The following is a 13,660-nucleotide window of genomic DNA, read 5'->3' on the forward strand; positions in this document are numbered from 1 at the left end:
GGGCGGTTGCCCCCGCAGAGCGTCAGACTTTAAGCGTTTTGGTCACCTGGCCGATGGCGCGTACTACATCCGTTGCGCCTTCACGGATTTCCGCAATCACGCCGCCCGCCTCCTGGGCCAGCTGTACGCCCTGATCGGCGCGCTTCAGGTTGGATTCAATCCCTTTCAGTGCCCGGCTCGCCAGCTGATGGTTTTGCTGTATCCGATTTTCGATGTCGGTGGTGGCGCGATTGATGTTTGCTGCCAGCGTGCGGACTTCATTAGCCACTACCGCAAAGCTGCGGCCATGGGTTCCTGCCCGTGCCGCTTCAATAGCGGCATTCAACGCCAGCAGGTTAGTCTGATCGGCTATCCGGCGGATACCTTCCACAATCGCGCCGATACGCTCTGAGGATTCACTCAGTCCGGTAATATCACCGGAGATCCCCTGCAGTTCACCCGCCAGGGCGTTCATGGTCTGCACGCTGCTGGCGATAACATCGGCACCCAGCTTTGTGCTTTCATCCGTTTGCAGCGCGGTGTGATAAGCCCGCTGTGCCGCATCATGTTCCTGCTGATTCTTTTCCACCTGCGCGGTCACATCAGTGGCGAATTTCACGATTTTGTAGAGCCTGCCCTGTTCGTCAAACACCGGATTGTAGGTGGCGCGCAGCCAGATAGTCTCACCCCGTTTATTGACCCGGGGAAACTGACCTGAGACAAATTCGCCGCGGTTCAGCTGCTGCCAGAACTCGCTATATTCGCGGCTGTCGCGCAGCGCCTGCGAGCAGAAGCGACGGTGGTGAACACCTTCTACCTCCTCACGACGATAACCCATGGTTTTCAGGAAGTTGTCATTGGCTTTCAGCACTTCACCTTTGAGGTTAAAAGCGATCACCGCCATCGACCGTTCTATGGCGGTGGTGATGGCGCGCTGCTCCTGCGCATCGTTGATATGATCGGTGATGTCGGTTGCCAGTTTGACGATTTTAATCACCCGGCCATGGCGGTTCTGCACCGGTACATAGTTGGCTTCGAGCCATACCGGTCGGCCGTTTTTCGCCACGCGCAGGAACTTATCGCTGAAGCTTTCGCCCCGGTTCAGTCGCAGCCAGAAATCCTGATAGTCCCGCGACTCAAGCTGCTCTGCGGTACAAAACAGGCTGTGGTGCTGGTCTTCGATCTCCGCCAGCGCGTAGCCCATGCGCGCCAGAAACAGCGCATTCGCGCTGAGAATGGAGCCATCGGGAGAGAATTCAATCATGGCGATGGAGCCATTGAGAGAGCTCAGCGTTGCCGCTGAGTGTGAACGCTTCTGCCAGCTGTGACGGGAAGCGATACCTGATGTAATGGTGGAAAACATGGCGATCCTTATTATTAGTGTTGGTCTCGCATGCTATATCGGCAATTTCGCGTCACAATGCAGACTCTGCCTGCTTTCTGACTAAAATATATCCGGCCAACAGAGAGGTTTATGGCGGCAGGTCAGACCCACTCTTTGGGTTGATGGAAAAGCGGTCAGTCGATTTGATTTTGGTGAAAAGCGTTTGACGCTGCCGGGCCGCTTTGGTTTAATGCGCCCCGTTGCCCGAATAGCTCAGTCGGTAGAGCAGGGGATTGAAAATCCCCGTGTCCCTGGTTCGATTCCGGGTTCGGGCACCACTCTTCAGAGCCTGTTCGTTAAGGGGTGAGATTCTTAACGGGCAAGACAGAGATCCCTTTTCGTCATCGTGCAGGATGAGTCACGTTCGTTCTGCACCTGGGGTTTAGGGATTAAGAATCCGGATGATGTTAGCGCATCATCCGGATTTCTCGCATCCCGAGTATTTCAGTTACAGGTATTTACCTTTTCATCGCAGTTATGTCAACGATCTGTAAAGTAAAACCCCGCCTTTTTTCCCTTTTTATTATCAGCTAATTAGAAATTTGGGTTAAGATTAGTCTTAAACCCTGAAGGCTTCTTCAAGGTTATGCCGCAGAAGATCCATGTTGGCTTCAACGTATTCCAGTGTCACCGCCACACTGGAATGTCCCAGCAGCATTTTGACGTCATTCAAGCTTCGTTCCGGGGTTTTCATTAGATCTGTGGCAATTGTATGCCTGAACCGGTGCGGGCTGATGTCACATTGGCACTCTTTTGACAGCCGCCTGAAAAAAGCCCGCAGCGGCAGATGATCCATGTTACTGCCTCTGACCTTTTTTTCTTTATCCGGTTAAACAGGTTAATGTTAAACAGCTGGTCTTTTAATTTTGCCCCTTTCCGGACCGCCTGCCTGCACAGCTCCTCCAGACCGGGTCTGAGTTTGTCGGTCACGGGCACACGATGCTCACGGTGGCTTTTAGATCCTTCAGGCCGCAGCTCAATGACGCCCATGTTCAGGTCAACGTCACACAGCCGGATGTGCAGTAACTGATTCTGCCGCATACCGGTATACTTCAGCGTGTCTATGACCGTCTTCCAGAACCAGGCCGGTTCCAACGCGTTTGGCCTGACATCAAGTATCCCCAGCTGTTCGAGTTCAACCTTACGTTGCATGGTAATATCGATCTTTCGCATCTGCTCGCGGGTAAGTGTCTTTTTTCGCTTAATTTCAGGTTTCACGACCACCCCGTTGAAGGGATTATCCGATAGAGAAATAAGTTTGCTGGCCATCGCGTGATTGAATATAGCCCGCATATGCGCAACTTTATTATTCCAGGTCCTTTTACTCAGCTTCTGTTCGTTGAGGACGTGACGCCGCCATTTAAGGACATCCGTGCGGGTAACGCTGCCCGGTAATAATGATTCCCCGGCATATTCAGTAAACGTTTTGACGACTTTTTTATAGCTCCATTCTGTTGCTTCCCGGAGAACTTTATTAAAAAAGTAATCCTCCAGAATCATATTGAAAGTCACTTTTTCAGACATGACAGCCTCAGTGTTATTAACCCTGTAATTACTCCCGCCGTGGCGAAAGCCATATACTGTCCGCAGGACAGCTTCCTCTTTTTAATATAATGTCGGGCCGTACCATATATCCCGACAGGCTGGTAAAACGACCGCTTTTATCCGGCGAGTCGTATTTATGGTAATGGTATAACCCTTTCCCATTTCGTGAATGATGAAGTCCCAGCGCCTCAAAACTTTTCTGCAACCTGTTTTTGTCGGCGTTATTCTCTGGCTTTGAAGCAATGAATTTAAAGAAAACGTCCGGCGACACCAGAAAGACAAAACCGGCCAGGACGTGCAGCGGACTGTCACGCTCGTTTACCGTCAGCGTGCCACCTTCAACGCTTTCCCTCAGCCACTCCATAAACCGCTCGCCGTCTGTTGCGGCCGAAACTGCTTCCGTAGTCGCGCTCTGCAGCATGGCACTCGCGGTTTGCTCAGGCTCTGGCTGAGGCTGCATGTTATCTTCAGCGGTACAGACCGGCGACTGTCCGGCCGTCATGCGGTCCAGTGCGACCAGCAGGTCTGCCTGCGTATCACTGTCCGCGCCATCAGGGGCTGACTCATCCGGGGCAGAACCGGTATCAATGCTGTCCAGGGCCGACACCAGTGCCGTGATGACCGGGGGGGCATTCTCTGCCCCTCCTGACCCATCGCCTGACTGAGGTGCAGTATACTTTGCCGCTTCGCTTCCAATCGGTTCTGAAACATTTGCTGAACTGATATGACTCGACAAAAGGACGGGTGCGATGTGTGCTAAATTTGGTGCAGTTTCAGTGACCTGTACTTCCGGCACGATGCTTACAAATTCCGCTCCGGATGCATCTGATAAATTCCCGTAATTCAGTCCGGCTCCCTGCCTTGCCTCAGCAATGATGCCGTACAGCACACCGCTGCGCTCACCCGCCATAAACTGCAGCAGGGAGTGTGAAATCTCCGGCCAGCGCTGCAGCCACAGCATTCCGGACGCCGGTAACAGCCGTGCGGCCATGTACTGGCCCGTCAGCTGTGATACCTGCACCTCTTTTGCGGGCCGGATTCGCCACGCGCTGTCCGGCTCCTGCAGGCCCGGATACCACACCCGCCCTTTTTCCGTGGCACCTTCGGCCTGCGTCAGCCAGGCCAGATGATGAAACAGCCCCGCCCAGAACACCGCGCAGACCCAGCCCGGCGCCTGCTCAGACTGCTCTTCTGAAGCCGCGCCGGGCGGCAGCATCATGCCCCGGACCAGCCGGACGGCCCTGACCGCCACGCTCAGGCTCAGGTCGCCAAATCCCCCCGGCCCGGAGTAAGGCCCGCGCCACGCGGCAGGACAGTCCTGTACGCACGCAAGCAGTGCCTGTGCCGGCTGAAGCCACCAGGCCTCCGTCACGGACTGCGACAGGGGGCTGTTTTCCGCCAGCATTTTCGCAAGCTTACGCCGCTCAGCCGTCTGCATCAGTTCGCTGCCGGTGAGGACCGGGCGAAACGCCACCTCTTTCACGTCCGTGTTCAGCCGCTGCGCCGCCGGCTTTTGCGCCGTCCTGCCAGCCAGCCATTTCATTATCCGCACCATCGTCACTGCCTTTCATTCTGCTTCAGAAATGACGTAACGCTATGAGACCGGGCGTGGTTTGCAACCCTAAACCCTTATCTGCCTCAGGCAGACATCCCGCTTGCTTTAATTTTTCATACCGGATTCAGGGTTTACGACGGACGCCGTTAACGTCCCGTGCTTTTCTGTGCGCACCATCCGTTAATTAAACTGAACACACCCATGCAGCAACGTCTGGTTATCCTGACCCTCTTTCTCTGGCTGGCGCTCACGCTCGCTTTCAGCCTGCTGACCCCGGCCGGTCCGTGCAGCGATCTGACGCTCTGGATGCTGACGGCCGCCTCGCCGTTTATGCTCAGGCCGCTCGACTGGCTCACCCGTCAGCTGCTCAGGAAGCCCTGTATGCTGAGCCGCAGAAAACGCATCACCGTGCACCTGTCTCCCTGGCAGCCCACCGTGGGGCTGACGCCTGAGCGCGTGAGCTGGTTCTGGTCAGGCGTGTATGAGGCGGCAGAATCCGCACTGCAGGAGGGAAAGACCGTCGTCATTGCCTCGCACCTGCTGACGCCGGTGCGGGCGGCCAGACTCAGGGCGTACCTGACTGCGCAGGGCTGGTCTTACCGCAGCCGGCTGACGAGTGTCCCTTTCCGGGATGCTGCCCGCGCCCTGATGCAGCTGGAAATTCTGTTCAGGCAGTGGCGCTGGCGCAGCCCGTCACGCAGCGAATGGCCGGTAATGCTGCTGCGGAAATCTTCTGAACCGGAAAAATAATTTCGGCTGTCAGGCCGTAAAGGAATTATTCACACTGAATACATGCCTGTATTCGATCTGAACGATCGAAATATCGCGTTATACAGCCCCCGGCTCTGCCAGGTACTGTATTCACACCGGCTACAAAAAGATTAACAAAATATTTTCTCATTCATCCAGCAACAGGGCCTTTATGAAACGTATGAACCTGACAGAAATACTCTCCCGCGTCGCCCTTGAGCAGACCGACGGGCAGAGGCAGCTGCTGGCGCAGTTCGCAGAGGGGAAAAAGACCGGCAGTCCGCCCGTGGCCATACGTTTCCGGCCGGCATCGCGGGAGTTTCTGCACCAGGTGTCACGCAACCTCGGTATCTCCGTCTCTGAGCTGGTCAACGTCATCATCGAGGGCGTCATTACTGAAACGACAGCGCCCCGCAAAGCCACGGTAAACCGCGTTTATGAGCGCTTCTGGCACCTGATGGACCGCCACGGCCTTGAGGTGGCGCAGGTGGCCACACTGCTATCTGAGCTGAACATCGGCATGAGTGTGCTGGAGAACCGTGAGCGCACGCTCGATCATCTGACCCTGCCTGTACTGGAGCAGCTTGCATCATGGTTCGGTGTTCAGTCCGGCTGGCTCGCCGGTGAAGACATTGCTCCGGTGGAGATTATTGCGCTCCGGGACGTCTGGCAGGCTGCTGAATGCCTTCTGCCGCACAAAGGTGCAGCGGTTCAGTCCTTATGTTTTTTCAGGCGAGAGCATGATACCGGTCAGCCAGGGCTTAATCCCGACGACGGGATGCTAATCGCAGCGACCCGGATTAAATACATTAATGGCCTGTCTGTTGAAAATAATTACTTCACCGGCGTGATACCGCACTCCGTTATCAGTGAATCAGAGATAAATGCTTTTATCTCGTTCTGCGAATTGCTGCGGCTGAAAGGCAGGATTGCTGAAATTTCATTTCGCAAATTACCGCGCGGGATATTTGACAGTCTGAGAGAGGGGTCTGAATTACTGCTCCCGGTCTTATCTGCCATTGAAGAAATTATTAAGCGCCAGCAAAAAACCAGCTCAAAATTCATGTGGGGCGAGGAGGAACTGCAACCGGAACGAAACCCGGCGTTTCATATTACACCTGAGTGGGAAGACTATCTGAAAGAAGTCATCAGATTCGGTTAACCGTATTTAAAGAATAAAAACTCAGCCTGTTTATTTATTTGGTGCATCAGCACCAGGGAAACCCCTTTGTCAAAAACAAGAAAAGGAAATAACTGATGAAAGCAAAACTGTTAACACGCAGCATTATCCTGGCATTACTGGTTTCAGCCGTGCCGTCAGTCAATGCCGCAGCCACCTGGACCGAGGCGCGTAACGATGCCATGGGGGGAACGGGCGTGGCTTCTTCAAATTATCTGGCCGCTGCGCTGGCCAACCCCGCGCTGATGACCCGCCACGATGGAAGTGACCACGTCGGACTCATCCTGCCGGGCGTGGGGGGACAAATCAGCGATCCGGATAACCTGCGTGATGGACTGGACAGGGTAAAAACCACCTTTGACGACTTCCGCGAGTCAGCGGGCACCGGAAACAGTTCACGAGAGGCGGCTGCGCTGAAACAATCCCTGCAGGACGTTGACGGCGACAGCGGGCATGCCAGTGCCGGGCTTTCTGCGGTGATTGCCATTCCGAATGACACCCTCCCTTTCGCATTTGTGGCAAAGGGCTGGGGACAGGCGAAAGTCCGCACCGATATCACACAGCGTGACCTGGCTTATCTCGATGCGGCACAGAGCGGCATTTTCTCGCCCACTCAGACGGATATTGACCAGATGACCTCACGGGCGCAGGGCGTCGCCGCGCTGGTCACGGAATACGGTGTCGCCGCTGCGCATCAGTTTACCCTGGGCGAAACGCCGGTTTCTGTCGGCATCACGCCAAAGGTCCAGCGCGTGGATACCTGGAACTACAACGTTTCCGTCGGTAATTACAGCGCGTCAGATTTCCGCAGCGGTGACTGGAAGCGTTCAGAAAGCGGCGCAAACGTCGATATAGGCTTTGCGGCTCAGCTGACGCCAGAGTGGACCGTCGGACTGACCGGACAAAACCTTGTATCACGTAACGTTAATACCCGCGAAATCAACGGCATCACTGACACTTTCCAGATCCGCCCGCAGGCGACTACCGGCACGGCGTGGAGCAACGGTTTTGTCACGCTGGCCACAGACGTTGACCTGACTCCGGCAAGCGGTTTTGCCTCGGATGAAAAAGCACAGTATGCCGGCGTGGGCGCCGAGCTGAATGCCTGGGACTGGGCGCAGCTGCGTGCCGGTTACCGTGCAGACATGCGTAACAGCGATCGGAGCATGCTTACCGCCGGCGTGGGGATTTCACCTTTCAATGTGGTGCATCTCGACCTGACCGGCATGGCCGGTACAGACCGTAGCTACGGTGCTGCCGCGCAGCTTTCATTCACTTTCTGACGCACACGGGCTGCCGGGTGCAGCCCGCCCCTGAACCGGAGAATATCATGTCAAAAAAAGCCCTTACTCTCTCTGCCATTGTGGTGGCGACCACGCTCAGCGGCTGCAGCAGCTTCATGAACGGCCTGGGCCAGTTCGGTTCGCTGAATGACGGTCATCAAATGCCTTCAGATGTAAAAGACCAGACCACGCCGGAAAAACGCAATCAGATCAGCGATGCCTATGGGCCGGTTCTGATACCGGTCGATACGGTGGCGAGGCGTCTTAAGGAAAAGTTCGGCTTCGTCTCAGACGGGGATGTGGCTGCCGTGCGCAACAGCGGACAGGGGAATGCGGGCTGGTCAGCCTCGGCCATTTCTGAAGGCACCAGCTGGTCGGCAGAGCCCGGCAGCTATTATCGTATGTCCAGAAACTGGGCGGGAAATGACAGGCTGACGATTGAAGTTCGCCGTACAGGAGCCGGCGCATCAGGAATTAAATCCGAAAGCCTTATTGTATCTACGTATATCTCATCCGATCCGAAGCACGTCACTGACACCTGGACGAGGCGTCTTTTCACCCAGATTCATGCGTCGGCACGCGGTGAGTTTGAATAACAAATTTGCGGGAAAATTTAAATTCTCTTTGAAGCCTATAAAAAAGGCTCATTCATCGAGCAGCCCAGAGACATTGGGCTGCTACATATACTTTATTCATTACCTAAAGCGCTTAAAGTTCTAATCTGCCCTCTTGCTAAATCCAATAATTGGGAACATTTCGTTAGTAATTCAAGAGACTTATTATTGCATACTCTAGCAATACGTCTATCTTTCTTAAATCTATCAATGCTTGAGATAATCCCTTTTGTATTTTCAATAATTTCCATATGTTTTTCATTTTCAGAGGAAGAAATGGCGAGTACCCTAATGCTAATTTGTTTTGCGAAGTGAACGTTCTTAGATGCTTCTGATAGGAGTTGTTGCCCTACATAACCTAACAAGGCCTCTTCAAATGCATAGATAACATATTTAACTACACTATGGTTTCTATATATCTCCTCCAGTGAGGTAGGGTATTTATTGGCATGCGCAGCTGAATGCCGCCATTCTAAAGTTTGGTCATACGCTTTTAGTAGGTCTTTGGATAATTGCCTCCCTATTTTAGAGCATTTTCCTTCAAACCATCTCGCATTACCATCGAAACTAGCAATGATCGATTTTAGATCATTGTATTTAATCTTGCTATTCAAACGCTCGTATTTCTTTTCAACTTGAAATGAAAATTTCTTATGATAAAAATCTGAGTATTCGTATAGTATTTCCCTAATACAGTTCTCATATGTTGCTGCAACACAAACGACATAAAATATAGCAAATTTTTTCCTTTCTTCCGATTTTGAGGGATCATTAATAGGAGCGAGTTTGTCTAATTGATCATAGAATAAATCTAACTCTTTCATAAGATCACCTATAATAGTTTTATGCACTTTGCACATACTCCCTTGCAATTTGGAAACGCTCTTTCAAAACCACGGCATCGGCAGTAGACATTGCTGTAGTTCTTTGAAAGTTTGCATCTGAAAGTATTTCTTCATAGGTATCTTTGAGTTTACTAAAATCAAAATTTTCACATTCCAGTAATGCGACCACTATTGAATCCATTACCGCCATATTGACAACACCTCTAGGCCTGAACGGAGCCTCTATATTTTGAGCTATGGCTTTCATTACTAAAGGAAAACGGCTTGCAAACTTCTTAGCTTTTGATGAAGAGAAGTCCCTATTTTCACGCATGGCATCATTTAAAAAACGAACCATAGGTTTTTCATAATCTTGCCAGTTTTTATAAAGTGAAAAAATGCGAAGAACGAACTCCATGTCTCTCTGATGTTTATCATTGGTTTTTATTTTTAAAGCTTTCATCCATCCATAGCTTGAATTCAACTCCTGTAAAGCCATAACAATTTCGCCTCTGAAAACTGCATTCCTGATCTCTTGAGGCTTAAGTTGTGTGCCACCAGTGTTTAACCTTTCAAAAATATGGAAAACACAATCATTCCTTCTAGAAGGTGAAAGTTGTTTAATATGAATGGCCCTTAGCGTAGCATTTCTTAATTTCCTTTGATCCTTGCTCGATAACTCTGAAAACGTTTTTCCATTCAGTGATGAAGCCTCTGAAAGTCCTTTTAAACGAAACACTTGCCTTCTATCTGTTTTAGTCTCACCAAAATAACCATCCATGAAATATTTGATTGACATAAGCCTTTGCTGACCGTCAATTACCTCAAGAATCTCATCATCATTGACATAAAGGAATATTTGTGGAACAGGCAACCCAATAATAAATGACTCAATTAGTTTAGAAGCTTGCTCTATTTTCCAAACGAAATTCCTTTGGTAAAATGGTATGATCATATCCTTATTTTCTAATTGATCAGAAAGTAGTGATAGGCTTGAATCAACCGGTGTAACTGAGATATCAAACTCGACAAATGGTTCTTCATCGATTTCTTTCTCTACAGATATTTCATAACTAGAATTATCACTCATTTTCAATCCTATTAATTTATAAAATTTATCCATGATGATATGGATGCCTTGATAATCTTAACGTTATTCTTATGAACTTTCGATGAAAATGTATAAGAATAAATGAGATTACTATAAATTACTCACCTTCGTTATTGATAAGGACGCTTTACAATGGCAAAAAGCTTCAGAATAATACGTTATGATAAAGCAATTTTTGTGTTGTACATCCTAAAATTCTATTTGTCTTTAATAGTGTTTTCTTGCATATCTTTTTGCATTTCTAAAGCAACCCTGTAGTTATTGAACATCTGACTTACAGCCCAATGAAAAGATGAGAACTCAACTAAAGCCTTAATTAAAGTTTTCGAGTATGCTTTAACGCCTTCATACCCCCACATTTTAATAGCATAAATTTCAGGAATGAACTCGTACTCAAGATTATATTTATTAGCAGAGTCGTCAATTATCTGACTGTCAAAAACAAAATAAATTGAGTAAAGGCCAGTAATAAATGACGAAAAGATAACTGGGTCCTCAATTGATAAGGAATATGGATAAAACAAAGAATGATCCTCTTCATTTTTGAATTTATTAAGAGAGAAAAATGTTGGCTTAATCATTCCATCTAATGCTGAGAGATCTAAGTTTTCTTTATAATTTGACGAGTGAAAATAACTAAAGCAATAAAACCCATCTTCAATTTTAGTGAATTCATATCCTTTTTCTTTTGATTTAAAAAAATGCTTATTCAACGCATCTTTATTACTTTCTTCATCCTCGCTCATGGCGATCCTTTTATTGATGAAACCCCCGCCCCTGATTGTTTCACTAACATCTTCTAAAAGATATTTCTGAATCTCTTTCATATTTTTTAACTGCTTATCTGCCTTATCACTAGTGGCGCTGCTTTTCTTTACCTCTATAATAAAAGGTATTTCTTTTTCCATGATGGTGACATCACCATAACGCATTATACTTGTTAAATCATTTAGCAGAGTTTTATAGCCTTGCTCTATTCCACCACGAAAAACCTCCAGCTCAAGCTCAAGCCCATCTTTGCCAAATATATCTCCAGAAAGCTCCTTAAGGTTTTCATCATTTAATGAATAAGAGTATGCTCTTAAATCGCCCTTGTGATAATAAAGGTGAGGTATTGAGTTCCCTATATGCCTTAACCATAGCTTAAGCTCTTTTATTTCATTCAACTGATATCTATTTATTTTGATAGCGGATTTGATTAGCAATGATACTTCTTTTGTATTTTCAGTAGATTTCTTCATCCTTTGAAGATTTATAAATTTTTCTTTCCTGATGCGATACTTTTTCTCCAACCAACAGTGATAATCGAGCAAAGTCTCTTGCAATTGAGCTAGTATGGCCACATTATCCTTATCATTCTGAAGCTTATTGATTTCCACTTTTAAATTTAAAATCTCTTCAAAGAATAGTCTTTTCATGCTTTCCTTTTTAAATTAAATGCAGTGGGATTATATGATCCTATTGCCTCGTAAAAATTGAAATACCTAGGATATATCAGGCACTTACTATTCATAACTCGATTATTAAAATTTTTATGTTTTCCGCTAACACATGTACATCTGGATTTATATACAGTTAAGAATTTGTATTAGTGGGGGATTATAGCCTTCCTATTTCTCACTTTTTTAACATGCCTCCCTAAAAAACTCAATCAAACTTAGCTATAAATGATAAAAATTATTTCATAATTTTGCAGAAGGTACGTCACTCCATCGAGTGGTGTATGCTGGTGATAGCATCTCACGCTTCATCTGCCATGTTGGCGCTATTCCTCGACCAGCAAACCAGATATTCCCTATGCCAGTCTGATTAATATGGTCAATCACCTGCATCAGAGGCTTGCTGTTGGCTCTGGGTTGAACTTCATCAAAGAGATTGAGCTGAGCAACTCCTGAAGGCGTGAAATCGTTCAGCATAACGCCTGCTTTGGCATAACGGTGGCCGTTTATCCACACTCGATCAAGCGCTCTCATCGCAGCTTCAATAATGTCCCTGGAATCCTGACAGGGTGACATCAGTGTCTCTGAAGCCAGATTTCCGTAGTAAGCCTCTCCGGGCGAAAAAGGCGAGGTTTTAATGAATGCACAAACCTGTCTGCAGTATTGTTTCTCCCCCCTCAATTTAGCGGCCGCCCGCTCGGCATGCTGACAGATCGCCTGTCTTATGTGTTCATACTCCGTGACCCTTTCGCCAAACGAACGGGAGCACACGATCTGCTGCTTTGCCGGCGGCGCCTCTTCCAGACTGATACAGCTCTCGCCGTTCAGCTCACGCACCGTCCTCTCCAGTACTACGCTGAAGTGTTTACGGATCATTGCAGGATTGGCGCGGGAGAGCTCCAGTGCGGTTGTAATACCCATTCCGTTCAGTTTTTTGGCAATGCGTCTGCCTACTCCCCAGACCTCCTCAACGGGCTGGCGGGCAAGCATCTTCTCTGCACGGACGTGCGATGTGATGGCCAGGACGCCGCCAAACTGAGGCCACTCTTTGCTGCTCCACTGGGCTGATTTTGCTAGCGTTTTGGTTTTACCAACCCCAACGCCGACCGTAAGGCCGGTGTGCTCACGCACACTGCAACGGACTTCGCGACCAAATGTCTCGAAGTCCGTGCAAAAATCGATTCCACGGACGTCCAGAAACATCTCATCAATCGAATACTGTTCTACGCGAGGTGACAGAGCTTCTAAAACGCTCATTACCCTGTTCGACATCGATGCGTATAACGCATAATTAGAGCTAAAGGCATGAATTTTAACTGGGAAATTTTCGTTTTTGATTTTAAACCAGGGTTCGCCCATACGGACATGTTTTTTACTTTCGGCACTGCGTGCGATGACGCAACCATCGTTATTACTCAGAACAACCACTGCCTGGTTGCGCAAATCAGGTCTGAAGACTTTTTCACAGCTCGCATAGAAGCTATTGACGTCCACTATTGCGAACATCACTCACCCCGGGTTTTATGAATAAATGAGGTGACCACGCCGAAAATCTGGAGCGTTTCCGGATCTGGGTATATAGGGGAGAAGGAAGGATTCATGGGCTGGAGCGTCAGCCTGGGGCGGAGCAGCAGGCGTTTTACGGTAAATTCGCCTTCAATCTCAGCAATGACAATGTCGCCGTGCCGGGGAGATTCGGCCTTATCTACCACCATTAAGTCACCACTGTTAAGGCCAATGTCCGTCATAGACTGGCCAGAGGCGCGGACAAAAAACGTCGCTGCAGGGCGCATTACACAATATTCGTTGAGGTCTAACTCGCGTTCAACATAATCCTGAGCAGGGCTGGGAAAACCAGCCTGACAGTTTTCGAGGAAAAGTGGTGCAGCTATCGAGATCGGGGATAGCGGGAATTTGTATAAAGTGAGCATGTCATGGCACCTCCTAATCTACTGTTTATGCATACAGTATTATCCAGAGATTCCAGGGCAGTCAA

At 48.9% G+C, this 13,660-nt stretch carries 11 protein-coding genes, 1 tRNA gene and 1 pseudogene; 5 read left to right on the top strand and 8 right to left on the bottom strand.

Translation table 11 applies throughout. The features are described from left to right. Positions 1-22: 22 nt before the first annotated feature. Positions 23-1,342: a methyl-accepting chemotaxis protein gene (locus ACX8ZY_RS03405; protein WP_064689983.1), complete on the bottom strand. Its 1,320-nt coding sequence runs from the start codon at positions 1,340-1,342 to the stop codon at positions 23-25. Between the two features lie 223 nt (positions 1,343-1,565). Here ACX8ZY_RS03405 and ACX8ZY_RS03410 point away from each other — a divergent pair. Further along, positions 1,566-1,641: transfer RNA gene (locus tag ACX8ZY_RS03410), tRNA-Phe, on the top strand. 281 nt (positions 1,642-1,922) lie between these two features. Here the strand turns inward: ACX8ZY_RS03410 and ACX8ZY_RS03415 are convergent. Continuing rightward, positions 1,923-2,887, bottom strand: a pseudogene (locus ACX8ZY_RS03415) (tyrosine-type recombinase/integrase). A 28-nt stretch (positions 2,888-2,915) separates the two neighbouring features. Beyond that, positions 2,916-4,451, bottom strand: a complete 1,536-nt coding sequence (locus ACX8ZY_RS03420) for a conjugal transfer nickase/helicase domain-containing protein (protein ID WP_459260609.1) — start codon at positions 4,449-4,451, stop codon at positions 2,916-2,918. A 213-nt stretch (positions 4,452-4,664) separates the two neighbouring features. On the opposite strand from ACX8ZY_RS03420, the gene ACX8ZY_RS03425 reads away from it, so the two are divergent. The 4 genes from ACX8ZY_RS03425 to ACX8ZY_RS03440 all read left to right on the top strand — a co-directional run bounded on the left by ACX8ZY_RS03425 (position 4,665) and on the right by ACX8ZY_RS03440 (position 8,272). Further along, positions 4,665-5,213, top strand: coding sequence for a pili assembly chaperone (locus ACX8ZY_RS03425; protein ID WP_459260610.1), 549 nt, complete (start codon positions 4,665-4,667; stop codon positions 5,211-5,213). 172 nt (positions 5,214-5,385) lie between these two features. After that, positions 5,386-6,375, top strand: coding sequence for a conjugal transfer protein TraE (locus tag ACX8ZY_RS03430; RefSeq protein ID WP_459260611.1), 990 nt, complete (start codon positions 5,386-5,388; stop codon positions 6,373-6,375). Positions 6,376-6,470: 95 nt separating this feature from the next. Next, positions 6,471-7,676 carry a conjugal transfer protein TraF gene (locus ACX8ZY_RS03435; protein WP_459260612.1) on the top strand — a complete coding sequence of 402 codons (1,206 nt, stop codon included), beginning with the start codon at positions 6,471-6,473 and terminating at the stop codon, positions 7,674-7,676. Between the two features lie 47 nt (positions 7,677-7,723). Continuing rightward, entirely contained in the window at positions 7,724-8,272 is a 549-nt protein-coding gene (locus ACX8ZY_RS03440) for an LptM family lipoprotein (RefSeq protein ID WP_459260613.1), read from the top strand. Between the two features lie 92 nt (positions 8,273-8,364). Here ACX8ZY_RS03440 and ACX8ZY_RS03445 read toward each other — a convergent pair whose 3' ends face one another. The 5 genes from ACX8ZY_RS03445 to umuD all read right to left on the bottom strand — a co-directional run bounded on the left by ACX8ZY_RS03445 (position 8,365) and on the right by umuD (position 13,595). Then, positions 8,365-9,114, bottom strand: a complete 750-nt coding sequence (locus ACX8ZY_RS03445; RefSeq protein ID WP_459260614.1) for a HEPN domain-containing protein — start codon at positions 9,112-9,114, stop codon at positions 8,365-8,367. Positions 9,115-9,133: 19 nt separating this feature from the next. Beyond that, complete coding sequence (locus tag ACX8ZY_RS03450; protein WP_459260615.1) at positions 9,134-10,237, bottom strand: DUF262 domain-containing protein; 1,104 nt, start codon at positions 10,235-10,237, stop codon at positions 9,134-9,136. 185 nt (positions 10,238-10,422) lie between these two features. Next, positions 10,423-11,643, bottom strand: coding sequence for a hypothetical protein (locus ACX8ZY_RS03455; protein ID WP_459260616.1), 1,221 nt, complete (start codon positions 11,641-11,643; stop codon positions 10,423-10,425). Between the two features lie 264 nt (positions 11,644-11,907). Further along, positions 11,908-13,170: a translesion error-prone DNA polymerase V subunit UmuC gene (gene umuC / locus ACX8ZY_RS03460; protein WP_459260617.1), complete on the bottom strand. Its 1,263-nt coding sequence runs from the start codon at positions 13,168-13,170 to the stop codon at positions 11,908-11,910. Then, positions 13,170-13,595, bottom strand: a complete 426-nt coding sequence (gene umuD / locus ACX8ZY_RS03465) for a translesion error-prone DNA polymerase V autoproteolytic subunit (protein WP_069025716.1) — start codon at positions 13,593-13,595, stop codon at positions 13,170-13,172. The genes umuC and umuD overlap by 1 nt, the downstream gene beginning before the upstream one ends. Positions 13,596-13,660: the final 65 nt, after the last annotated feature.

Source organism: Pantoea sp. XAF26B01_ASV70, assembly GCF_054512635.1.